Origin of the sequence: Enterococcus faecalis, from assembly GCF_029024925.1 — a bacterium.
Classification (GTDB): Bacteria; Bacillota; Bacilli; order Lactobacillales; family Enterococcaceae; genus Enterococcus; species Enterococcus faecalis.
The window spans coordinates 406,821-429,508 of record NZ_CP118962.1 but is presented as its reverse complement, the minus strand read 5'-3'; the positions used below and the strand labels follow the sequence as shown (position 1 = coordinate 429,508).

Below are 22,688 nucleotides of genomic sequence, written 5' to 3'. Positions count from 1 at the left end.
AACTTAAATCTACTCTTCTATTATTCCCGTTTATTTAAAATCATTTCGAAAATACTTATAAAAACAAGAATTACAACAAATTAATTAGCATAGTTAATTTGTTGTGTTTCCACCATTGGATAAACAATTAAGCTATCCTTCTCTAAATTTTCCTTATTCATATCCACAGCAGTAATTTGACTATTGTCATACGTACGATAGTAATAAATTCCCTTTTCCAGGTTACAACATGAAGAATAAATCGTATACTCATATTTTTCATCACCAACATCACACAATCCTTTTTGTTGTTCGACAGAACTTAAAATATGAAAAAATTGGCTAATACTTTCATATTCTGAACTTCTTGATACAGAATTTAACTTAGTAAAAGTTGCTTTTACAAATCTAGATACTGATGATAAATCTCCTGGCAACCCAATACCACCCATTCCTCTACTATAAATATCTAACTCTATTTGATCTGAAAAATTATTTTTTGGAGTTCTAGTTGAAAGTACACGATAATTGTTTAAATTAAATAATTGGTAATCAAATGTTGGGTTATTTGTTAATACGCCTACAGGATTATCAAATACACGTAAGCCTTCTTTCGTGCTTTCAACCACAATAGATTGCTCTTTATCAGCCAACAGCCAATGGAGAGGGGATAACGGAAGTTCATCACTAAAATTAATATTTACTAAATTAAGATTCTTCAATAATTTTTTTGCTTCATCTACAGTAGAGCATTGGCCCAATACCCAAGGAATAAACTCAAATGGAGAAACATTTTCTTTTCCTTCTTCAATTTTTTTATAATCTGCATAGCCTGAAAAGTTTAATCCAGCCATTCCTAATCCTTTTTCATTTATTGCATCATAATAAAGCGGATAATCAGCAATCCCAGCAGCAATTCCAATTATTGCAAAATGATGATCTAAATTTCCAACTTCTCGAAATGAAAACTTATAATTTCTCGGCGTAATAGTAACCACCTCATTATAAGAAATTTCATAATCAAAATTCCTTCCAAAGTAATGATCTTTTGATACATAAGTAATTGCTGTACACATAATCAATTCCTCCTATATACTAATTCAGTCACTAAAATAGTACACCCAATACTCTTTTTTATCAAATTTAACCTATCCACAAAATGGCTAAAACAATATATGAACATTCAATTTAAATATCACAGTTCCTAACTGACATAAAAAGATATATTAACTAAAAAACTAGCTATTTTTATTTTATAACAGGAACTGTTGATACATAAAAATTACTAACCTAAATACTTTAATCATATTCAAAGTTTATACAAATAAAGTATGCTCAACTTAAATGACCTACTACATACTTAGTAAATGGCGTCACTGGAACATCCGTACAGAAAATAGCGGTAGTGAGACATGAAAAAAAACAAGAAATGCTGTTAAATCAACGTTTCTTGTTTTTTTCTTTTTCTCTTCAGAAATATTCTTCTGGAACATTCGTGCAGAAAATAGCGCTAGGATTTAAAACACGAACATTTTAGTTTTATTGTGTATTTAAAGGACGCAAATGTCCATTTTTCAAGGAAGGATCATATCGAAAAGAGTATTTACCAACAAAGTTAATATGCTCAACGAGAAGTGGTGATAATTTATTGATTTTCTCTTCTGAACAATCAAATCCTTCTACACGCATTTGGTCAATTACTCTTTCTAAATAGAGCGTATTCCAATAAATAATTGCATTTGTCACAATACTAAGAGCAGTCAATTGCTCTTCCATTCCGTCAATATAGGTTTGATATAGTTTGCCCTTTTTCCCATAAAATATGTGGCGACATAATGTATGCCTTGCTTCTCCTTTATTCAGCTGTTCTAAAATCTGTCTTGCATAAATCTCATCAGAAATATAGCGCAATTGGTGCTTTGTTTTGTATACTTTTCCATATTCAATAATGGTTTTCCCTAGCTCTGTTGGTTGACCATTTCGTTGAAGTGCTTTTGTTAACTCTGTCGCATTCACTTTTCCTGACTTTAAAGAACCTGCTACTCGAAGTATTTCGTCCCAGTTTTTTTCTATTCGAGTAGTGTTGATTTTGTTTTGAGAAACTTCATTTAACATTTTATAGTCTGCAGTTAAGTCTATTCGCCAAAGTTTTGTTCCGTGATTGTTTGCAATTCGTGGGCTAAATTGGAAGCCTAACAATCCAAAAAGTCCAAATACCAAATCACTATACCCGGCTGTATCTGTCATGATTTGTTTTGGTTCTAAGCCACTTGTTTGATTTAAAAAACCATCCAATAAGTACAAAGAATCACGCAATGTTCCTGGAACAACCATTCCATGAAAGCCAATATATTGATCAGAAACAAAGTTGTAAAATGTGACTCCACGACTGCGGCCAAAATATTTTGGATTACTTCTAGAATATAGGGAACGTTGTGGTGTGGTATAACGAATACCGTCGGCCGAAGCCATTTGATTATTTCCCCATACAAGAGAAATAGGAAGTTTTTTGTATGCAGAAATAATTTTTTTATTTGTTGCTGACAGTGTATCCAATCGAACATATTGGTGATTGACGTACATTAGCCGATCATATTTTAAACTCTCGATTCCTTCTTTAGATACTGGAGAAAAGCCAATATTACAGGCTTCTGCTAAAAGTACTGCTAGAACACTAATATCTAAGTGATCCATACGCGTATTCGATTCATTAATATGGTGGAAACAGGAGGTTAAATCAAGTTGTTGATTTACCTCCAATAATAAATCTGGAAGATCAATTTTGGGCATTAATGCTTTTACGCGATTTTTGAACTGCTTATCTTCCTTATTTTCACGTGTTTTTCGGAGTTTAGACACGATAATTTTATCTTTGTTATCCTGTTTTTCAATTCTAGCCATTTCAGAATGGGGCCATTTTTTACTGTTTCGTTATATGACAGACTTAGATCTTCTTCTAATTGCTTTATTGCTTCAACAGAAGAGCTAGGTAATTCCAATTGAGAGAGTAAACTTTCTTTTTGCTGTTCCCACGTCTCTTTGCTGATTAAACAACTCATTGGATCAATGAACTTTTCACTTTTAGGTACAAATATATCATGTTTATTCAAGCTTTGGATTAGTAACTCAATACCTAGAATAAGCATACTTTGATTGACTTCATTAGGGTTATAGTGAATATAATAAGCCCATTTCTTTGGTATATGATTTTCAACAGATTCAAATTGTCTAAAGGTGATTGGTTTGGGGATTCTACGTTGAATTAAGCACCACACTGCCATACAATCTTCATCATAGTGTCCATTTTCTATTGTTAATGTTTCAATAATCAAGGCAATAAACTTTCGAATTTTACGATAGGATTGAATTAATTCTGCGATTGCAATAGGTTCTTGTTCATTTTTAACAAGTTTCTTTACTTGAAACACCGCATTTACAATATCCTCTGCTGGATATTGGTCAAACACTCGGCTTCGCAGACAATCAATTTCAATAGAATCGTCTAAAAGTAGTTCAACTATTTCAGATAGAGTAAATGCTGCACGATCCAAATCTTTTAACGTTCGTAAACGCTCTTTTGATTCTTTATTTTTTGCTCGTCTAAAAATTGACTCATAATATTTTATTAAAGCTGTAAGCAATTCGTCTGTAGCAATCTTTTCATACTCATACACAAAAGCAACTAAAAGGGCTAATTTTTTCTGAATACTCATTCTTTGAATAAGGCTTGATTTGGCTTTAAAAGCGTAGGTAGCTAAATGCTTTACTTTTCCTTCAGGGATAGTTGAGAAATCCCATTCACTCGTATGAAACTGCTGGAATTCCTTTAATCGATGAAAACCACGAGTGATTTCTTTCCTACCTTCATCAATTAAAGGAGCTCGTAAAATATCCATTTTAGTGAATGCCCCTTGAACAGGCACACCCATAAGACTAAGTAAATTTAATAACTTCTCTGACTCTTCTTCAGAAGGTATAAGAGAGAGTTGCTTCATCAATTGATCTTCTGCTTGTTCAACAATTTTGGAAATAAAACGTTAAAATATGGATACACCTGGAAGTAATATTTTTTCTTCTAAACATTTTTTCAATAGCATATCTGAGAGCATTTCAGTTGTTTCAGTCGTATGTGAAGCACGAGATAAAAGCCAATCATATAGAAATTTCTGGCAATCAGAGTCTTGAAAATTTCTATACGAATAGCGCTCTTTGATCAATTGTGCATGTTGACTGATTGTCATTTTTCTAGAATAAGAATCAAATTCACGGGGATCAATAGATAATTGATTGGCCAGGTATATTATTACTTCTAACGGTATTTTTGAAAAATCAGTAAAAAAAGTTCCTAAAAATCGTACTGTCCCTAGCTGTACAGCAAACCCGAGTTTAGTAGAAGGTAATCTCATTTCATTAATAATTTCTTTATCAAAATCAGTTAACTGGAAGTATAATTGCAATTGTTCTTCCGAAGGAGCACCCACAAACGTACCAAAAATTTTTTCTTTTTTCATTTAAGCCTCCAAACTTTCCAAAAACTATAGTTTTTTAGAATCTTATTTCTAGTTTTTGACTCCTTTGTCTATCAATGTTTTAAGTTTTCAAAAACTCATTATAAAAAAGTTTATAATAAACCATTGCCAAAAGAAAGAACATTCTTCATAATAAAAAAGAAATAAAACTGGAGGTTCTTGTAATGATTATTGGCTATGCTCGTGTATCAAAAGACGATCAAAATTTAGGTCGTCAAATTGATCAGTTAAAAAATTTTGGCGCAGAGAAGATTATTCAAGAAAAATATACAGGTACAAAAAGAAACCGCCCAGGAATTGAGCAGCTTCTTCAAACGATTCGAAAAGGAGACATTGTTGTAGTAGAAAGTATTTCTAGACTTGGAAGGAACACTTTGGACATTTTAAACTTAATTCAGGAATTGGATCAAAAGCAAATTCAATTTGTTTCTTTAAAAGAGAATATGAATACTTCAACACCCACGGGAAGGCCATGTTACAAATGATGAGTGTGATCGCAGAATTAGAACGGAATCTTTTGGCTGATCGAGTCCGTAAAGGAATCGAAGCTAGTAAAAAAAGAGGGGTAGCGATTGGCCGTCCTAAAATTCCACAAGAGAAACTAGATATTGCAGTTCGAATGTACAAAAGTGGCGATTATTCTGTCAAAGAAATCATTGAAACAAATCAGATATCTACAGGAACCTTTTATCGTGAAATTAATCGACTAAAATTGAGAAAGCTAAACAAAAGAACCGAACAACTAACTTAATTGCCCAGTAGTTGTTCGGTTTTCTACCGCTATTTTCTGTATGGATGTTCCAGTGACCCCGTATTGGTGGTGTAGGTGGCTGCAAGCTTTCCATTTTTTGTTGAATTGCTTTAAATTCAGGGGTTTCTTGGTGTTGATTTTGAACCATTTTTTGCTCTATTCTCTCCAAAGTCGGTTGAATTTCTTTCCCTGATACTTTACGATTTAATTTTCTTTCTAAGGTCTCTTTCGGACTAATGGAAGGCGTTTCTAAGCTTGAATAGAGTTTCACTCCTTCTCTATTGTAAAGCCTTATATCGCTAAATAAGCCCGTTTTATGAAGGGTTTCTAAGTTGATCGGCAAGTTTTTGACAACAATATCATGCGCTTGTTTTGGTGTTGCCCTAGCTGTCATTGGATCATCTGCATACATAGTTTCATATCGTTCAATCGTTCCTAAGTATGATTCAATTTTCGGTACTGCCGTGACGTACATTTTTGTTTCATAACCTTTAGATTCAAGCATTGTGGCTGTTTGAATAGGAACGTCTGTTGTTCGTCCTGTTCCTTCAATCACTAAATTATAGCCTTAATCGCTTAAACGGCTAATAAGTGCTTCTGTCATACGAACATAGTTGATTTATTCACCATACTTCCCATTACATCGTAAAACGCTATATTTAAGATTTCAAACAACTATATTAATAGGAAGAAAACTTCATTTTTCCTCTTAGTTCTATAAAAAGTGTGGCTAATTTGAGGCAAAATATTAAATTAAATTTGCCACAAATTAATGGCCCCACTATTATTTTAAATCAAGAAGTAGTAAATAATCTTATTTTTTTACTACCAGACTGTCTTTAGATATTAGCTTTTCGTCACCCACTACAGTTGACATAGACCCACAAAAAACTTAAAAACCTTGCGATGTAAGACTGGCACGGAGAAGACCAATCTATCATCACAAGGTAAGAGTATTCAAATCTTATTGAAGACTCAAATAATAACAAATTTTAATTAAGGATAGTAATATCATAGATTTTTCTAGAAGTTTCTTGAGGTGAAATTTTCGTTACCTGTCTTTTATCTTCTAAGAAATTACCTTCTTCAAGTGAAGTGGAGAGACCACTCCAAGGTTCCAAAGCAATGAATGGACTTTTATTAGTTGTAGACCACAGAATCAAGTTCGGAAAATCATCAAAATCTACTCGAAGACCTTTACCAGACTTCCTTGACCGAAGCGTTACGCTACGAGACTTGAGCTGGTCAAGTGTAATGGCATCATGGGAAAAAAGTGAGTAGTCCAAATCGAGAATCTTTTGATTTTCCAAAAAAGGTGTCCGATCTTGCAAATCTAATAATCCTGTCTCAGGAAAACTCTTTGGTATCGAGCAAGACTCAACCTCACTAAATTCAATATAATAATCCTCATAGTTTTCACCTTCTACTAAAGGACAATTGAATGCTGGATGGGCTCCAATAAAGTAAGGCATTGTTTTTTCCATTTCCAAGTTCGTTACCTGAAATTCGGTTCTAATTGATTTACCATTCAAGGTATAAACAACTCTCAGTTCAAACTGATATAGGTAATTATCAAGCATCTCAGCATTTGGTTTAATACTAAAGGTCACGCTATTATCATTGACTTCTTCCAGAATAAATTCTTCTTTTCGAACAAAACCATGTCTACGAATAAGACCTGTAAAAAAGAGTCTTTCTTGAGGTCTATAAATAGCCCAATCATTTCGTAAACTACCACAGATAGGAAATAGAATAGGCGCCTGTCCATTCCAATAATTTGGATCAGCTTGCCAGAGATACTCTATCCCATCCTTGTCTTTAATCGAAGTCAGTTGACCACCAAGTGTTTTAAACTGAACAGTAAGATACTCGTTTTTTAATTCGATAGTCACAACTAATTCCCTTCTTTTTATTATTGGAAAGGCAAATAATTTACCTCGAAGTGAATAGTCTCACGTATTTCTACATCGAGTGATTGTAAAAATTCCCATTCAAATGCTGATAACTCTAAATCAGAATGGCAAATCCACTCTTTTCCAGTTGAAACATACCATTTACCACATTTTAGCAACGGGTTAGCTTCAAGCTCAGGAATCATAGGACAATCTTCGAAACTAACAATATATACCTTTTCAAAGTTTGGTCTAAATAAGTGTTGTACTTTTTCTAAAGTATCGGATAACAATTTTTTACATTTTCAAGTAATATTACTCTATCACTTGAGTTTCTGCTACTTTCTTATACCAATGAGCTGATTTCTTAGGATAGCGTTCTTGCGTGTCAAAGTCTACATAGAATAGTCCATAACGTTTTTCGTATCCGTTTGACCATGAGAAGACATCCATAAGTGACCAGATGAAGTAACCTTTAACATTTGCACCATCCGCAATTGCGTCTGATAAAACTTCCAAGTGTTTCTTCACGTAATCAATACGACCATCATCATAAACGGTATTATCTACAAACTCATCTTTGTATCCAAGACCGTTTTCAGTGATGTAAATCTTCTTGTAGTTTGGATAATCATTTTTCACTCGCATGATTTGGTCATACAAGCCTTCAGGATAAATAATCCAGTCCCAATCCGTTCTAGGCACATAATCTGGTGCGATTCGGCGACCAACACCTTTAATCTGGTACTTAGAACTTCCTTTTTCACCCTTACCATTGTGAATGATTTCAGTCTCACCATCAAAGGCTTGCATCCAATCACTCATGTAGTAGTTGATACCAAGGAAATCGTTCAAATCTTTAGCTGCTTCAAGTGCTTGGAAGTCTTCATCACGAAGATCAAGTTCTCCACCATTTTCAGCTAGGATGTGGTTGACCCCTTCCATCGTTTTATCTGAATAGTGTCCAAGGTAGGTTGCATCCAAGATAAATTTGTTATGGATGATATCTTCTAACTCAGCGGCACGAACATCTGCTGGATTTTCTGGATCATAAGGGTATTTGGTTGGCAACGCATGTACTACACCAATTTCGCCTTTATAACCTTTATCTTTATACAATTTCACAGCACGTGCATGAGAAACCATCATATTGTGGTGTGATTGGAAGACTTTGGCAAGATCATATTGAATGCCTGGAGGGAATTTACCAACCAAGTATTGACCATCTCCAATTGGGCCAATTTCATTGAAAGTTGTCCAGTAGTTTACTTCTGGGAACTCTTCAAAACAGAAAGCGGCATAATCTACAAAGTGTTCTATATTTTCGCGGTTTAAGAAATCTCCATCTGAGTGAAGAACTTCTGGTGTGTCAAAGTGGTGCAAAGTCACGAATGGCTCAACATGACGTTTGTGGCACTCAGCAAAAAGATTATGGTAGAATTCAACACCTTTTTCATTTACTTCGCCATAGCCAGTTGGGAAAATACGAGACCAGGCAATTGAAATACGAATACCATTAACGCCATATTTTTCAGCTAATTCTAAATCAACAGGATATTTATGGTAAAAATCACTTGCAGGCTCTGCTGTGTACCAATAATTGTCTTCAAGATACTTATCCCATGCAACTGGGCCTTTACCATCCGTGTGAGTCGCACCTTCTGCTTGATAAGCAGCTGTAGCACCACCAAAAATAAAATCTTTAGGAAGTGTTTTAGTCATAACTATAAATCCTTTCAAAAAAAGCATTTGAGACAATATTCTGAGTTCCGGAAACCAATGAAATGAAATGAAATGCAATGATATGGTTAACAATATTATAAGGAACTGAAAGAATAATCTCGTCTCAAATAACTTTTACAAATTTATTAATCAAACTGTTGTTGAACAAATGCAAGAGCACCTTGTCCATCACGTGTCAATTTGATATATTGAGCTCCTTCAGTTTTTGCAAGTTTAATGCCCAATTTATCTGTTTCAGCCTTCATATCATCGAAGTTTGAAGCGACCTGTGGAGCCAAGATAACCAAGTCAAACTCTGGCAACATTTCACGGTGAGCACCATAACCACCCGCTGCCGCTTTGACTGGAACATTGTATTCTGCTGCTGCTTTGTTCAAGGCATTGGCAAGCAAGCCACTTGTACCTCCACCTGCACAAAGAACAAGGACATTAGTTTCTTTTGTGATATTATTGTTTGCTGCTACATCTTCTTTAGCAACGCCTGCTTTTCCAAGAACGGCATCTGCTTTAGCAGTATTGAAGTTTGCAGCTACTTTTTCTTTAAGAGCATCGTTTGTTTTACCAGAACGTTCTTCTTCAAGAATTTGTTCATCGTATACCTTAACAAATGGGTAATAAATGATAGTATCAACAACTACCAAGAGTCCGGCTAAGATAAATGATAGAACTTGGAAGTTAGTACCGAGTACAATTCCCAACGGACCAGGAGTAACCCATGGAAGGTTGGCAGAGAATGAGTTCATGTTCAATGTGTCAACAAAGAATTTAAAGATCCAAACGTTGACAATCGGAGCGAAAATGAACGGTACAAAGAAAATCGGATTCAATACGATTGGTGCACCAAATAAGATTGGCTCATTAACCCCAAAGAATGTTGGAACAACTGAGGCACGTCCGATGGCACGGTTACGTTCTGATTTACAAATCCACATGAACAAGAATGGAACAATCAATGTAGCTCCTGTTCCACCCATGGTAACAATAAACATTTGAGTACCAGAAGTGATAACTTTATCTGCATGTTGTCCAGCTTGGATAAGATGCAAGTTGGCATCGATATTGGCATAAGTGATAGCAGCGATTGCTGGTTCGACAATTGAAGGACCGTGGATACCAACAAACCAGAAGAAGGCATAAGCACCAAAGATAAGTGTAATTCCAAGGTAACCATCTGCAGCTGAGAAGAGAGGAGCAAGAAGGGTACCGATTGATTCTGCAACGGTTACACCAAGAGTTCCCTTAACAATGAGTTCAAATCCATAAAGGAGAACAACCGATACAGTGAATGGAATCAAGTCTTTAAATACTTGAGAGATATTTGGTGGAACCTCTTCAGGCATACGAATAGTAACATTATTTTTCACACAGACCTTGTAAACATTAACTGTCACAAAGGCTGCAATAAATGCTGTCAAAAGACCTTTTGTTCCCGTGAAGGCTGTCAAGAAGCCTCCTTCTTTTGCAGGCTCAGCTGCCATCAAAAGGAACCCTACCATAGACGCTAGCATCGTAGATAAGAAGTTAATCTGATTGGTCGCAGGTAGGTCACGGTTCATTGAGTCCGTCAAAGCTTTAGCGGTAGTACCACCAACAAAGAATGCTAGGATACCCATCGAATAGCTATAAGGAGTCATCAAGAAGGTCTCAATGTCTTTTGACCAGTGGAATCCCCAAGCATTTGGGACATAGGCAATAAGGATAAAGATAGATGAGAAAAGGATGACTGGCATACCAGCGATAAATCCATCACGAATAGCACGAAGATAGATGTTTCGAGAGATTTTCTCAAAGAACGGTTTCCCTTTCTCAATAAGTTCAATGAGTTTATGCATTATTTTGCTCCTCTTTTATAAAGTTCGATGAGGTGATGAATCACATCTTTTAATAAGACAGTAGTCATTAAGTGGTCCTGACCATGCATCATGGTAACGCTGTATGGAAGTTCCTCCCCAGAAGCTTCTCGAGCCAACATAGCTGTCTGAGAATTGTGAGCCTCTGCAATACAGCTTCCTGCTTCTACTACAAGACTATCTGCCTTAGCGAAATCACCATTTTCAGCCGCTTTAAGCGCTTCTAAAAGTTTAGAGCGAGCATCTCCAGCATAAGCAACAATTTCAAACCCTAAGAGAGTCATCTCTTCTCTGTTCATAACAATATCCTCCGTTTTATGTTTTTACTATACTTTATCAGTCCATGGACTAGCTGTTTTAACAAGAACTTTGTTAAGTTCATCAATATTTTCGAATCCAGTAGTACGCAACCATTCACGTGCTGCTTTTTCACCTTCTTTGATGTAAGGTTCTACAGATCCTGCCCAAGTAGCACGTCCACAAAGCACACCATTAAACTTGGCACCTGAGTCGTGAGCAAATTGCAATGTTTCTTGGAACAATTTAGCAGATACACCTGCACTTAGGTAGATGTATGGAAGGTTAGTCGCTTCTTCTTGTGCTTTAAAGAAGTCAGCAGCTTCAGCTTTACTGTAAACCACTTCACCATCAGCAAAACCTTCGACATATTTAACGTTAACTGGTACTTCTACTTTAAGAACATCAATGTTAAAGCGTGGATCAGAGAAAACTTTCATCGCTTCAATGACTTTGCGAGGTTTCACTTTTGCATATTCAACAGAACCTGCATCTGAGATTTCTTCATCATAAGCAAGGATTTCCAAGAAGAAAGGAATATCTTCAGCGACACATTCAGAACCAACACGTTCAATATAAGCTTGTTTTTGTTGGTTAAGTTCATCTGAGCTGTCTACATCATAGTAAAGCAAGAACTTAACGGCATCAGCGCCTTGCTCTTTGATACGTTTTGCAGACCAAACATCCAAGCAGTCAGGCAAACGTTTTGTACTTGATGTATCATAACCTGTTTTTTCATAGGCAAGAAGAAGACCTGCTTCTTTATCCAATGCTTTTGTTGCTGGAAGTCCATATTCAGGGTCAAGCAACATTGAAGAAGCGTATTTTGTAAGTTCCTCAGCAACCAAAACCTTTAGTTCTTCCATTTGAGCTACAGTTGGTTCTGTATCTTGATACTGTGCCATCAAACGTTTCAAAGCACCACGTTGGTCAAATGCCAAAGCTGAGATAACACCGTTTTTATCTGAAATTTTTTCCAAAGATTTGCGTTTCTGTTCTGTAAGTATCATTTTTATACCTCTTTTACTCCAATTTGTGAGTTTAGTGTTTCGTAATTAGTCATATTCACATGCCCTGTCATTGTTTCTTGAGCATTTAACATACCCAATGTCATCGCATGTTTTAATAAGTCAGCATCACTTTTTTTACTATTTAAAGCTGATGCAATACCAGCTACCGTTGAGTCTCCTGATCCGACTGGATTAACAACTGGGATATCAGGAATATCTACCTTATAGAAAACATCACCATGTTTTGCAAAGGCACCGTTTCGACCTAATGAGACCACTATCCATTCGATACCACTAAAAAGTGACTCTTTAAGAACGTCTTTGAGTTCTTCAATATCTTTTGTTACTTCTTTTCCAAGCAACTGTGAAAGTTCCTCATTATTAGGTTTGATGGCAGTAGGTTTAGCCGACGATTTTAGAACTGTTTCAAGAGGTGCACCTGAACAATCCAAAACGACTGCTACTCCTTCATCCGAAGCAAGTTGGATAAGTTTTTCATAATAATCGTTGGGAAGTCTTGAAGGTAAACTTCCTGAAATTGTCACAACTTCTGATTGTTTAATAAGATTGCTATAGTGATCAAGAAATCCTTCTGCTTCTTCATGAGAAATTGTTGGTCCTTGTTCCAAAATTTCTGTTTGGTTACCCTCGTGTAAGATAGCAATACAGTTTCTAGTGTTTCCTGAGATTTTATAAAAAGCTGGACTAACAGGAGATTGTTCTAATTCGCTTTCAATAAATTCACCAATTTTACCACCTAAGAAACCTGTAGCAGTAACTTTATCACCAGATTCATACAAGACTCTAGTAACATTTAAGCCTTTTCCACCAGCTGTCTTACTAACATCTTTCACCCTATTCACTGTATCAATTTTCAATGTTTCTAGAGGATAAGAGATGTCTACTGAAGGATTTAGTGTGACTGTCAGAATCATTTGTTATACCTTAATCGTGGTAGTCACCACGGTCCCATCTTTCAAGGAATTCTGTAAAGAAATCTTCATCTGCTTGATGTGCATTATGTGTTTCAACGTGTTCGATTTTTGCAATCAATTTTTTATTTTCTTCTGTTGGTTTGTACTCAGCTTCAATGAAAGCTTCAATGATGTCATTCATAAGAAGACCACCAGTAATCATTCCACCGAAACCGATAACATTCGCATTTAACTCTTCTTTTGCATATATAGCTGATGTCATATCACGAACCAACGCTGAGCGAACACCTGGAACTTTATTGACTGCATTGTTAATGCCGACACCTGTACCACAGATACATACTCCCAAGTCTGCTTGACCACTTACTACTGCTTCACCGACTTTTTTACCATAGATAGGGTAGTGAGTACGTGCGTGGTCATATGTCCCGAAATCAAGGACCTCATGCCCTTTTGATTTCAAGAATTCTGATACTGCCATTTTTTCATCTGTGACAATGTGGTCACATCCAATTGCGATTCTCATTCCATAACTCCTTTTCTTAACACATCTTGTTAAGCATATCTACTCGGATTTGATGACGTCCGCCATCATATTTACCATTGACGAAACCTTTAGCGATGTTTTTAGCAAGCTCATCACCGACGATTTCAGCGCCAACCGTAATCATTCGTGAATTGTTATGTCCACGTGTCATATAAGCTGAGCGTTCATCTGAAACTTCTGCTGCAACCATACCTTTAATTTTAGTTGCTACCATGAATGAACCAGCTCCATAAGCATCAATTACAATACCTAAGTTTTGCTCATCTTTATTTACTTCAGAGGCAACTGCCAAGGTAACATCAACAAAATCTTGTCCGTCCTTAGTCACATCAATTACCTCAAAACCTTCTTCTACAAGAAAATTTTTCACAATATCTTTTAATCTCGTACCTTTGAGATCTGCACCAACAACAATAGCCATTTTGACCACCTCCTAAATTTTAGAAAGAAATGCTACGTAGAAGTAGAAGACATTTTGCAAAATGTTCGAAAAAACGTTTTCATCATTTCTTTGTTTATATAATATCAAACATTCAAACAAAAAGCAACGCTTTTTTGTTTATTTTTTTGTTTTTTTGTTTGTTTTTTAAAAATAGATAACACCGTTAAATTATTGTTCATTTTTGTTCATTTAATCCATCACAAAATGGACGTGAAATATCTATTCAAGTATTACAAAAGTCTTATACTTTCTATAACTTACTGATTAAGAGATCCTACTTTATTTTCGTCTTATACAAAATCTGACCTAAGCTAATATACGTCAACCCTCTGTTCTTATTTCATCATCTAACATTTGTTTTTGTTTGAAATTGTTTGTTTTACCTTGAAAATATTGTCTTTTATGATACAATTAAAAGAGAATTATCTTTGGAAAAAAATCACTTTATGAAAGAAGAGTCTTCATATGAACAAAAAACGACGATTAGAAAAAATTTTAGATATGTTAAAGATTGATGGGACCATAACCATAAAAGAAATAATAGATGAACTAGATATTTCCGATATGACAGCCCGTAGAGACCTTGATGCTCTAGAAGCTGATGGACTTTTAACACGTATTCATGGTGGTGCACAATTGCTTTCCTCTAAAAAGCCACTTGAAAAGACACATATCGAGAAGAAAAGTCTAAATACAAAAGAAAAAATTGACATTGCTAAAAAAGCCTGCTCTTTAATCAAAGATGGCGATACTATTTTTATTGGACCCGGAACTACACTTGAACAATTGGCATTAGAATTGAAAGGTCGTAAAGGTTATAAAATTCGTGTCATTACAAATAGTCTCCCTGTGTTCTTGATTCTAAATGATAGCGAAACCATTGATTTATTGCTTCTTGGCGGTGAATATAGAGAAATAACTGGAGCTTTTGTAGGTTCAATGGCTTCGACAAATTTAAAAGCAATGAGATTTGCCAAAGCTTTTGTTAGTGCAAATGCTGTTACCCATAATTCTATTGCTACATATAGTGACAAGGAAGGTGTGATTCAACAACTTGCCCTAAACAATGCTGTAGAAAAATTCTTATTAGTAGACAGTACTAAATTCGATCGATACGATTTCTTTAACTTCTATAATCTAGATCAACTCGATACCATCATTACAGATAACCAGATTAGCCCTCAACACTTAGAGGAATTTAGCCAGTACACTACTATTTTAAAAGCGGACTAGAATTATGACTTATAAAAATATTGTTTTTGACCTTGATGACACTCTTTATGACCAGCAACTCCCCTTTAAACGTAGCGTTGAGAAATGTTTTCCAACGATTGATATCCAACAAATAGATAACATTTACAAACGTTTCAGATATTGGTCTGATGTTGCTTTTCCTAAATACACGAAAAAACTCATCAGTATTGAGCAGCTTAGAATTTTTCGCTGTCAGAAGACTATGGAAGAATTTGGCATCGATAGTATTTCTAGGACAGAAGCTCTAGACTTCCAAGCTGACTATGAACTCGATCAGATTACGATGATTCCTGAGATACATCAACTACTGCTGGCTCTACATAAAAACCGCATCCCAATAGGTATTCTAACTAATGGCCCTGTTGACTTACAGAGTCGAAAACTCCAAAATATTGGTGCCTATCAATATTTTGAAAAGCAAAATATCATCATTAGTAGTCCACTCACGGAGGAGCTGCAGAAAATAGCTATGAAGGTAATGTAAAAAAACTTACAAAGTTACCGAAATGTCCAATTATCTAAAAGGGCTATAGAAATTCTTAAAGAGGAAATTGAGTTAAATCACCAACATATAAGATTCAATCCTGATTATAAAGATAATGGACGGATTTTTACTTCCAAAAGTCGTCATAAACCCGACTATAATGGAACACCTCTTCATTATAGTGTCCTTAACAATTTCCTCAACTCACCTGAAAATGGAAAATTAAATCGAAAAGGTAATCCAAAACGAGCAGGAATTGATATTGATAATAAACTTAGTTTTAATAAACATATTACGACCCATATATTCCGTCATACGCATATTAGTTTCTTAGCAGAGCAAGGAATACCCCTAGAAGCAATTCAAGACCGTGTAGGGCATTCTAGAGGTAGTCGTGTAACAGAAATTTATTTGCACATCACTAAAAAAACAAAGGATCAAATTATACCTATCCTTGATACTCTTACACAATAAGTGTGGCAAATCTGTGGCAAAACATAAGAAAAAGGCTTGTCCATATTGGACAAACCCTTTATTTTCAAGCTTATATAACCTAATTAAGCTTTACCAGCTGATTAGAATAGGATGTTGCATGTTTTACTACGTCTTTTTCATAGAGTTTCACTAATTCGTCAAAATTTGGGTGCTGTTGTTTGAACGTATCATTATCAATGATAACAACATTTCCTTGTGTTTCTTCGGAAATTGCCGATCGCAAACTAGTTTTCCCTGATCCTGGTTGTCCACCAAGTAAAAAAGCGGTTGGCGATTCAACCGCTAGTCTATTTTTAGTTAGTCGTTCAACATTCTTTTCTAAACGATCTTCAAATTGCTTTTCGGTGAAGTCAGTAATATTCGCCATGTTAAGCCACTTTCTCTTTTGTCAAAATTTGTTTTGAATATTGATTCATTGACCGCCAATACTCATGAATAGCTTGTAATTCTTCAAATGGTTGTTGAAATAAATCAACTTCTTGTGCCACTTCTAATTGATTTAAAAGATTCACTTCTAGTAAACGAGTATTTTTAGTATCTAGTTCATGATTCAAAACATAATTTAATACCCGATTATAAACACTTGCCGATAACTCATTAATGATTTCAATTTCAAATGTTTTTTCATACGTAACTGCCATTTCATTTTCACTCCTTTTAAAGTTTGTCAGGTAAATATTTCCGTATATATTCTTCTAAGTCTTGATCCATAACTTCTTTTACGTTTCCGCCATTCTTTGCTGTTTCGATTTTTATGATATGGTGCAAGTCAGCACGAACACGAACCGTCTTATCCACCATTATATCTTTTTTTGCGCTGATTGGCGTATCATTTCGTTTTGCTTTCTGTGCGCCTAAGTTTCCCACAATCGCTCACTTCTTTCTATTTCTTCTTATTCTTATTTCATCATCAACAATCACAAATCACAAGTGATTTGTGATTCTATTCTTTTTTATTTTCTAACTGAATGATTCGCTCAACCATTTCAAAAAATACGTTCTCATACATGGATAAAACTTTTTTGTCATAGCCTTTGTGTTCTGTAATTCCGTTTTTAGACCAGGTACTTACTTTATTACTTCGCTTGATAATATTTTGGAAAACCAAGTTATCCTCTTTATGTTGCTTGTACAGTTCTTCCAGGTTTGATTTTATCGTTGCGCTGTCCGTATCAACTAAATAAGGAACAAAACCGATCATATCTAGTCCAGGGTTAAATTGTTCTTGTAAATCAATCAAATAGGAAATATAGTTTTGAATGTTATTTGTACTTTCTTCTTCTGCTTGTAAAGGGATCATAACGTAATCACTCGCCACGATTGCATTATTTGTATAAACGCTTGGCGTTGGTACCGTATCAATAATAATGAGATCATAGTCACTTTTTAAAGGTGCTAACAGAGTAGCAAGCAATCTACTTTCGTTTTCAAACGTCCATGAGCGAGTTAATTTTGGTAATAACATCAAATCAAACGTGCCAGGAATCAAGTCTAAATTATCAGTCAAATGAATAATAGAAGAAGTCAAGTTTCCATTTTTCAAGCCTTCATAAAAATTGACACGTGGCAATTCTACCTTAAATGTTTTTGCTAAGTCTTTTGTCAATGTTGCTTGTAAGTCCTTATCGATCATCAAAACTTTTAAATTCAATTTATCTGTCAAATAAGCAAACATAGTAGATAATTTTGACTTTCCAACACCACCTTTAAAATAATTGTTTAAGATAACAATTGCTTCATTTTTACTGTTTAAAATACGTCTTAATTCTTCAAGTATTTTTAGTTCTTCCTTCTCCATAACTACGCCCCATTCTTTTTTTGTATAGTAATATTGTATCATTAAGAATCACAAATCACTTATCACAAGTGATTTGTGATTAATATATAAAAGCCCTATTTAAAGGGCTTTTATGTTTATTTTGAGAAAGATATAAAATCAATATATCCCTTTTCCCCAATTTTTACAACGGCATTGTAGGGCTTTTTCTCTTTGTTTTTGATTCCTTTTACCAGAGTTTCTTTTCCCTCCAGTAATTCTTAGTTTGAAAGAATACACCTATTCTCAGGTAGAAACGGGCGAACGGGACGAATGATAATGAACTATTCGTTATTACAAGAAGAATTTCCAACTATAAAAAAAGAAACCTTTATTCACATAAAAAGTGGTAATAAAGGTTTCTTTTTTTAGTTACTGGTTTTTTTGTCCCAGCCTCTTTGATAAAATTGGATTAATTTAAATCAGAAGATGCAGTATTACGTTCTGCCAAACTTCTTTCAACTTTCAATTTCTCATTATCATCTAGTTTGAAGAATGGATAATAGATCAGCATGTTAACTGCAATTGTAACAATTTGAATGAGCGCTCCACTTAGTTTACCACCTGTCGCTAAGAATCCTGAAATAATTGGCGGCGTAGTCCAAGGAACAACTGCGCCAATAGGTTTGGAAACAATTCCAAATTTCATAGCATAGTAGGTTATAAGAGTTGTAACAACTGGTGCAGTGACAAAAGGAATAACCATTTTAAAGTTTAATATGGTTGGAAAACCAAATAGAAGTGGCTCCGCAACTTGGAAACTAACAGGAGCAATCGATAATTTACCGAGAGTTTTGTTTTCCTTACTTTTCGAGAATAAGAAAATCAGTATGGCAAGAGCTATCACACAACCTGCTCCCCCTGTAAATACAAAATTATATAAGAATTCATATGTGATAATATTTGGAAGTTCTTGGCCAGCTTGATATGCAATCCGATTTGCATCTGAATTTTGTAATAAAAGTGGCTCAATGATTGGTCCGGTAACTTGAGCACCATGAATCCCAAACATCCAGAAGAAGCATTGTACAAAAATAACAAATATAATGCCTGGTAAAGTTTTTGTTAGTAATCCAAGTGGTTTTGCAATTGTATTAGCTATTAATGCGTGTATGTCATCTATCCCAGTGTAATGAAGAAAAATTAAGATAAAGAACCATGCCAAAATTATAAAGAAACCTGGAACAATTGCTGTAAAAGCACGACTAACGTTTGGCGGTACAGTATCTGGCATCTTAATTGTTATATTTCGTTTGACAAACCATTGGAACATTTCTGTCGAAACAATAGAAACAATGATCCCTACAAATAAACCAGAACTTCCTAAATATTTTGTTGGGAAGCCATTACCTGCTTCTGATTGAAGAATAGGCGTTAGTATGACAAAAGCAGAAATTGCTATTAATCCCGCAGACAACGCGTCTACCTTATAACGTTTTGCCAAGTTATAAGCAATTGAAAAAGTTACTCCTAATCCGATCATACCAAATGTAGAATCTGATGCTTTATTAAAAAATTGTAATAAACCAATATTATCTAACCAGTCTGTAAAAGCTGGTACCGGAAAGTTACCAATTAACATGAATATCGAACCAATAATGATTAACGGCATGACACTTGCCATACCGTCACGCAATGCAATTAAGTGACGTTGATTACTTATCTTCGCAGCAAAGACTTGAACTTTATCCATCATAATCTTAAATCTCCTTTTATCTTAAATTAGATTTGCCTAGCATGACCATTTGATGACGGTATCCACGTATAGCTTGACCAAGAGCAAAAATGTTTTCAGGTAAACAAATACCGTTAAGTGAATCTCCGATGTGTTGAATATCTGCTCCACAAGCTTTAGAAGCTAGAGCAATTTTTTTAATCGTATCACTATCTGAAGAATCTTGACTCGTTCCATTTGCTGTTAGCAGCAAAACTTTATCCTCAATCGATTTCCCTTTATTATGCGATCTAACGTAATCGGCTATCTCTTTTAAATCTTGCTCCATAAAATAAGGAACCGTATAAGGTGCTGGAACTAAAAGCATATCAATACCCGTTTCTACAAATTGTTTCGCAATTTCTAAGTTCATTACTGGCTCATCTACCCCTGCACCGTGCATTTTACCAGCAATAATCAATCCATCAAAATGTTCTCTTGAAAGTTCAATCGCATGTTTAATTGCATCATTCGTTACACCCGTTCCAGGATTACCTGTTAAACAGATGAAGTTAAAACCTAACTTATTTGCTTGTTTTAATGTTTTAGGAGATACAATTCTACCAATTGAGATTTCTGATCTCGCTTCATTCATACTGGCTTTAATATCAACTGGCTCCAAATTTACACCAATTGGTCTACCAATTGCTTTTTTTATCCACTCAACAGGACTTTCTTCGATATTATCAGGAATACCAACTATTTGAGGATCAAATAAATCCAATGCGTTAAATAAAATCAAATCTGCACCTGCTGCTCGCTCTAGTTCAGCATTGGTTACTCCAGCTAGGAAATTAGATGAGCTCGCAACATTCTCCGCCATAACTGTTCTTCCTTCTGATGCCAAAATAGCTTGTTTTAATTCCATGGGCCTTACTGATAAAAAGTCTGATGCTGAAAAATCTAATAGTCTCTTCTGATTCATATTTTTAACCTCACCTTTCGAATTTGTTATAACAACACTACATCTAATTTATATTTTAACCGTTTTCTTAACATTGTCAATACTATTTTTAAAGCGTTAACAGTCCTGTTAAATAGTCCTTGACTATAACACTCTTCTAGATAATAATTATGTTATAACAAATTGAGGAGAATATTATGCTAGATAATACAAATAAATTACCACTTTACGTTCAGTTGGTTAATACACTATTAGAACAAATTCAAAATGATATGTCCCCAAATGATAAACTTCCTACAGAAAAAGAAATCTGCGAAGAATACTCAGTTAGTCGGACTACTGTTCGTTTAACCATGAATGAGTTGGAAAATAGAGGGTATATTTATCGTATTCAGGGAAAAGGGTCTTTTGTTTCTTCCATTAAAAAAAATACAATTAATTCTTTTTTTGACCTTGATTTCAGAGCGCATTATGAAGGTATGAATTCAGAAGAATTAACTAGTGAACTAATTTTTTTCAAGAAAGAGGCTGCACAATTAAGCCTAAGACAGAAAATGGGTTTACAACAAGAACACAATATTATTAAAATTCAAGTATTGCGTAAGTTGTTAGATATACCTGTAGCATTAGAGACCATTATTTTGAAAAACCAGTATTTTAATTTCATTAATGAAGCTAAGTTAAAAGAAGAAGGGGTAGATAAGTTAATTAATACGATTGATATCCCTTTAAAAATTGTTGAAGAAAAATACAAAGCTCGTAGATTAAATCCTGATGAAATTGATCTTTTGCAAAGCAAAGATGAGGCAGCTTTAGTTGTAACTAAGTCTCTTTACAATACAAATAACGAATTAATTATTATTTCTGAAAGAAAAATTTTAACGAGTAAACTTTCTTACCAAAATTTTATTCAAAAAGAAAACTAGCTTTTTTATAACGCGAATTGTAAAATTAAGTTAGAAAAATAAAAAGGCATTTATGGTACACTCAAATTGTATTTCCGACGAAAGAAAACAAAGGAGTGTAACCATAAATGACCTACAAACATCTTACCATAGACGAACTGACAATGATAGAATCATATTATCTTCAACATAATAAACCGGTTGAAATCGCTAACCGAATGGGTCGTGCTATACAAACTATTTATAATGTAGTCAATAAGTTCAAGCAAGGCAAGACTGCTCTTGATTATTGGCACCAGTATAAAGAAAATAAGAAAAAATGTGGTAGAAAAGTCATTCAATTACCTGCTCATGAAGTAGATTACATTAAAGAGAAAGTCACTCTTGGTTGGACGCCTGACGTCATTATCGGGCGAAAAGAAAGGCCTGTTTCATGCGGTATGAGAACACTTTATCGTTTATTTTCTAAAGGGATATTTGATATTGACACACTACCGATGAAAGGTAAAAGAAAACCCAATGGTCATCAGGAAAAACGGGGAAAACAACAATATCAGCGCTCAATCCATGATCGACCTGATAATTATCCTGATTTCAATTCTGAGTTTGGTCACCTTGAAGGTGATACGATCGTTGGCATTCATCATAAAAGTGCCGTCATTACTTTAGTTGAAAGATTATCTAAAGTCATTATCACGATTAAACCCAACGGCCGTAAGGCATTAGATATTGAAACCGCCCTTAATCAATGGTTTTCTCGCTTCCCTAAAAACTTCTTTAAATCTATTACGTTTGACTGTGGAAAAGAATTTTCTAACTGGAAAGCCATTAGTAACCAACACGATATTGATATATATTTTGCGGACCCTGGAACACCTTCTCAACGCCCATTAAACGAGAATTCTAACGGGATTCTGCGTCGTAATGGACTGCCGAAATCAATGGATTTTAGAGAAGTGAATCAGACATTTATTTCCAGTGTCAGCAATCAACGTAATCATATTCCAAGAAAATCATTGAATTACAGAACACCAATTGAGATATTTTTGAGCTATGTACAAGAAGCATTTTATTCTAACTTAATTTGACAAATCATAAATTAAAGAAATAATTAAGACTATATAAAAAAAGAGAGCGTAAA

At 34.7% G+C, this 22,688-nt stretch carries 21 protein-coding genes and 5 pseudogenes; 7 read left to right on the top strand and 19 right to left on the bottom strand.

Annotated features, from left to right (window positions below; translation table 11 throughout):
• Positions 1 to 80 precede the first annotated feature (80 nt).
• On the bottom strand, positions 81 to 1,055 hold the full coding sequence (gene bsh / locus PYW42_RS02170) for a choloylglycine hydrolase (protein WP_002355428.1): 975 nt from the start codon (positions 1,053 to 1,055) through the stop codon (positions 81 to 83).
• A gap of 463 nt (positions 1,056 to 1,518) precedes the next feature.
• Positions 1,519 to 4,490: pseudogene (locus PYW42_RS14165) on the bottom strand (Tn3 family transposase).
• Between the two features lie 182 nt (positions 4,491 to 4,672).
• Here PYW42_RS14165 and PYW42_RS02150 point away from each other — a divergent pair.
• Together PYW42_RS02150 and PYW42_RS02145 are read left to right on the top strand one after the other, a co-directional pair.
• Positions 4,673 to 5,016: pseudogene (locus PYW42_RS02150) on the top strand (recombinase family protein); the annotation flags it as partial.
• Positions 4,990 to 5,259: a helix-turn-helix domain-containing protein gene (locus PYW42_RS02145; RefSeq protein ID WP_350028757.1), complete on the top strand. Its 270-nt coding sequence runs from the start codon at positions 4,990 to 4,992 to the stop codon at positions 5,257 to 5,259. The pseudogene PYW42_RS02150 and the gene PYW42_RS02145, both read left to right, overlap by 27 nt.
• Before the next feature lie 61 nt (positions 5,260 to 5,320).
• Here PYW42_RS02145 and PYW42_RS02140 read toward each other — a convergent pair.
• The 10 genes and pseudogenes from PYW42_RS02140 to lacA form a co-directional block, all read right to left on the bottom strand.
• A pseudogene (locus PYW42_RS02140) lies at positions 5,321 to 5,866 on the bottom strand (zeta toxin family protein); the annotation flags it as partial.
• A 385-nt stretch (positions 5,867 to 6,251) separates the two neighbouring features.
• Positions 6,252 to 7,151 carry an aldose 1-epimerase family protein gene (locus PYW42_RS02135; RefSeq protein WP_002355424.1) on the bottom strand — a complete coding sequence of 300 codons (900 nt, stop codon included), beginning with the start codon at positions 7,149 to 7,151 and terminating at the stop codon, positions 6,252 to 6,254.
• 20 nt (positions 7,152 to 7,171) lie between these two features.
• Positions 7,172 to 7,444, bottom strand: a complete 273-nt coding sequence (locus PYW42_RS02130) for a DUF3884 family protein (RefSeq protein WP_002381203.1) — start codon at positions 7,442 to 7,444, stop codon at positions 7,172 to 7,174.
• A gap of 22 nt (positions 7,445 to 7,466) precedes the next feature.
• Positions 7,467 to 8,873 carry a 6-phospho-beta-galactosidase gene (gene lacG, locus PYW42_RS02125; RefSeq protein WP_002290548.1) on the bottom strand — a complete coding sequence of 469 codons (1,407 nt, stop codon included), beginning with the start codon at positions 8,871 to 8,873 and terminating at the stop codon, positions 7,467 to 7,469.
• Positions 8,874 to 9,019: 146 nt separating this feature from the next.
• Positions 9,020 to 10,726, bottom strand: coding sequence for a lactose-specific PTS transporter subunit EIIC (locus PYW42_RS02120; RefSeq protein ID WP_002343085.1), 1,707 nt, complete (start codon positions 10,724 to 10,726; stop codon positions 9,020 to 9,022).
• A complete protein-coding gene (locus tag PYW42_RS02115) occupies positions 10,726 to 11,043 on the bottom strand; it encodes a PTS lactose/cellobiose transporter subunit IIA (RefSeq protein ID WP_002290550.1) in 318 nt (105 codons plus the stop codon). Before PYW42_RS02115 ends, PYW42_RS02120 begins: the two co-directional genes overlap by 1 nt.
• A 27-nt stretch (positions 11,044 to 11,070) precedes the next feature.
• Positions 11,071 to 12,051, bottom strand: a complete 981-nt coding sequence (gene lacD / locus PYW42_RS02110; protein ID WP_002355420.1) for a tagatose-bisphosphate aldolase — start codon at positions 12,049 to 12,051, stop codon at positions 11,071 to 11,073.
• A 2-nt stretch (positions 12,052 to 12,053) separates the two neighbouring features.
• Positions 12,054 to 12,986 (bottom strand): tagatose-6-phosphate kinase, encoded by a 933-nt coding sequence (gene lacC, locus PYW42_RS02105; protein WP_002363040.1) that lies wholly within the window; start codon positions 12,984 to 12,986, stop codon positions 12,054 to 12,056.
• A 10-nt stretch (positions 12,987 to 12,996) separates the two neighbouring features.
• Positions 12,997 to 13,512, bottom strand: a complete 516-nt coding sequence (gene lacB, locus PYW42_RS02100) for a galactose-6-phosphate isomerase subunit LacB (protein ID WP_002345825.1) — start codon at positions 13,510 to 13,512, stop codon at positions 12,997 to 12,999.
• 16 nt (positions 13,513 to 13,528) lie between these two features.
• On the bottom strand, positions 13,529 to 13,954 hold the full coding sequence (gene lacA, locus PYW42_RS02095; RefSeq protein ID WP_002355418.1) for a galactose-6-phosphate isomerase subunit LacA: 426 nt from the start codon (positions 13,952 to 13,954) through the stop codon (positions 13,529 to 13,531).
• A 486-nt stretch (positions 13,955 to 14,440) separates the two neighbouring features.
• Between lacA and PYW42_RS02090 the strand changes: the two genes are divergently transcribed.
• From PYW42_RS02090 to PYW42_RS02080, 3 genes are read left to right on the top strand one after another with little or no spacing between them, the layout of a single operon-like run.
• Positions 14,441 to 15,208 (top strand): DeoR/GlpR family DNA-binding transcription regulator, encoded by a 768-nt coding sequence (locus PYW42_RS02090; RefSeq protein WP_002355416.1) that lies wholly within the window; start codon positions 14,441 to 14,443, stop codon positions 15,206 to 15,208.
• Between the two features lie 4 nt (positions 15,209 to 15,212).
• Positions 15,213 to 15,713, top strand: a complete 501-nt coding sequence (locus tag PYW42_RS02085; protein ID WP_002363039.1) for an HAD family hydrolase — start codon at positions 15,213 to 15,215, stop codon at positions 15,711 to 15,713.
• A gap of 45 nt (positions 15,714 to 15,758) precedes the next feature.
• Positions 15,759 to 16,187: a tyrosine-type recombinase/integrase gene (locus tag PYW42_RS02080; protein WP_071623404.1), complete on the top strand. Its 429-nt coding sequence runs from the start codon at positions 15,759 to 15,761 to the stop codon at positions 16,185 to 16,187.
• Between the two features lie 88 nt (positions 16,188 to 16,275).
• On the opposite strand, the pseudogene PYW42_RS02075 reads toward PYW42_RS02080, so the two are convergent.
• The 7 genes and pseudogenes from PYW42_RS02075 to PYW42_RS02045 form a co-directional block, all read right to left on the bottom strand.
• Positions 16,276 to 16,575: pseudogene (locus tag PYW42_RS02075) on the bottom strand (zeta toxin family protein); the annotation flags it as partial.
• A 1-nt stretch (position 16,576) separates the two neighbouring features.
• Positions 16,577 to 16,849 carry an antitoxin gene (locus PYW42_RS02070; RefSeq protein WP_002326825.1) on the bottom strand — a complete coding sequence of 91 codons (273 nt, stop codon included), beginning with the start codon at positions 16,847 to 16,849 and terminating at the stop codon, positions 16,577 to 16,579.
• 16 nt (positions 16,850 to 16,865) lie between these two features.
• Complete coding sequence (locus PYW42_RS02065) at positions 16,866 to 17,075, bottom strand: peptide-binding protein (RefSeq protein ID WP_002363035.1); 210 nt, start codon at positions 17,073 to 17,075, stop codon at positions 16,866 to 16,868.
• Positions 17,076 to 17,151: 76 nt separating this feature from the next.
• Entirely contained in the window at positions 17,152 to 18,048 is an 897-nt protein-coding gene (locus PYW42_RS02060; protein ID WP_002363034.1) for a ParA family protein, read from the bottom strand.
• Positions 18,049 to 18,122: 74 nt separating this feature from the next.
• A pseudogene (locus PYW42_RS02055) lies at positions 18,123 to 18,245 on the bottom strand (topoisomerase); the annotation flags it as partial.
• 191 nt (positions 18,246 to 18,436) lie between these two features.
• Complete coding sequence (locus PYW42_RS02050) at positions 18,437 to 19,720, bottom strand: PTS sugar transporter subunit IIC (protein ID WP_002363033.1); 1,284 nt, start codon at positions 19,718 to 19,720, stop codon at positions 18,437 to 18,439.
• Between the two features lie 16 nt (positions 19,721 to 19,736).
• A complete protein-coding gene (locus PYW42_RS02045; protein ID WP_002355406.1) occupies positions 19,737 to 20,663 on the bottom strand; it encodes a DUF7916 family protein in 927 nt (308 codons plus the stop codon).
• A 176-nt stretch (positions 20,664 to 20,839) separates the two neighbouring features.
• Here PYW42_RS02045 and PYW42_RS02040 point away from each other — a divergent pair, with 176 nt between their 5' ends.
• On the top strand, positions 20,840 to 21,568 hold the full coding sequence (locus tag PYW42_RS02040) for a GntR family transcriptional regulator (RefSeq protein WP_002355404.1): 729 nt from the start codon (positions 20,840 to 20,842) through the stop codon (positions 21,566 to 21,568).
• A gap of 107 nt (positions 21,569 to 21,675) precedes the next feature.
• Complete coding sequence (locus tag PYW42_RS02035) at positions 21,676 to 22,635, top strand: IS30-like element IS6770 family transposase (RefSeq protein ID WP_000221326.1); 960 nt, start codon at positions 21,676 to 21,678, stop codon at positions 22,633 to 22,635.
• The last annotated feature ends 53 nt before the right edge of the window (positions 22,636 to 22,688 follow it).

What these genes read in the sequence shown, in the direction of transcription:
- bsh (WP_002355428.1), bottom strand. Translation starts at nt 1,055, where the DNA reads ATGTGTACAGCAATTACTTATGTATCAAAAGATCATTACTTTGGAAGG.
- PYW42_RS02145 (WP_350028757.1), top strand. Translation starts at nt 4,990, where the DNA reads ATGATGAGTGTGATCGCAGAATTAGAACGGAATCTTTTGGCTGATCGA.
- lacG (WP_002290548.1), bottom strand. Translation starts at nt 8,873, where the DNA reads ATGACTAAAACACTTCCTAAAGATTTTATTTTTGGTGGTGCTACAGCT.
- PYW42_RS02120 (WP_002343085.1), bottom strand. Translation starts at nt 10,726, where the DNA reads ATGCATAAACTCATTGAACTTATTGAGAAAGGGAAACCGTTCTTTGAG.
- PYW42_RS02115 (WP_002290550.1), bottom strand. Translation starts at nt 11,043, where the DNA reads ATGAACAGAGAAGAGATGACTCTCTTAGGGTTTGAAATTGTTGCTTAT.
- lacD (WP_002355420.1), bottom strand. Translation starts at nt 12,051, where the DNA reads ATGATACTTACAGAACAGAAACGCAAATCTTTGGAAAAAATTTCAGAT.
- lacC (WP_002363040.1), bottom strand. Translation starts at nt 12,986, where the DNA reads ATGATTCTGACAGTCACACTAAATCCTTCAGTAGACATCTCTTATCCT.
- lacB (WP_002345825.1), bottom strand. Translation starts at nt 13,512, where the DNA reads ATGAGAATCGCAATTGGATGTGACCACATTGTCACAGATGAAAAAATG.
- lacA (WP_002355418.1), bottom strand. Translation starts at nt 13,954, where the DNA reads ATGGCTATTGTTGTTGGTGCAGATCTCAAAGGTACGAGATTAAAAGAT.
- PYW42_RS02090 (WP_002355416.1), top strand. Translation starts at nt 14,441, where the DNA reads ATGAACAAAAAACGACGATTAGAAAAAATTTTAGATATGTTAAAGATT.
- PYW42_RS02085 (WP_002363039.1), top strand. Translation starts at nt 15,213, where the DNA reads ATGACTTATAAAAATATTGTTTTTGACCTTGATGACACTCTTTATGAC.
- PYW42_RS02070 (WP_002326825.1), bottom strand. Translation starts at nt 16,849, where the DNA reads ATGGCAGTTACGTATGAAAAAACATTTGAAATTGAAATCATTAATGAG.
- PYW42_RS02060 (WP_002363034.1), bottom strand. Translation starts at nt 18,048, where the DNA reads ATGATACAATATTACTATACAAAAAAAGAATGGGGCGTAGTTATGGAG.
- PYW42_RS02050 (WP_002363033.1), bottom strand. Translation starts at nt 19,720, where the DNA reads ATGATGGATAAAGTTCAAGTCTTTGCTGCGAAGATAAGTAATCAACGT.
- PYW42_RS02045 (WP_002355406.1), bottom strand. Translation starts at nt 20,663, where the DNA reads ATGAATCAGAAGAGACTATTAGATTTTTCAGCATCAGACTTTTTATCA.
- PYW42_RS02040 (WP_002355404.1), top strand. Translation starts at nt 20,840, where the DNA reads ATGCTAGATAATACAAATAAATTACCACTTTACGTTCAGTTGGTTAAT.
- PYW42_RS02035 (WP_000221326.1), top strand. Translation starts at nt 21,676, where the DNA reads ATGACCTACAAACATCTTACCATAGACGAACTGACAATGATAGAATCA.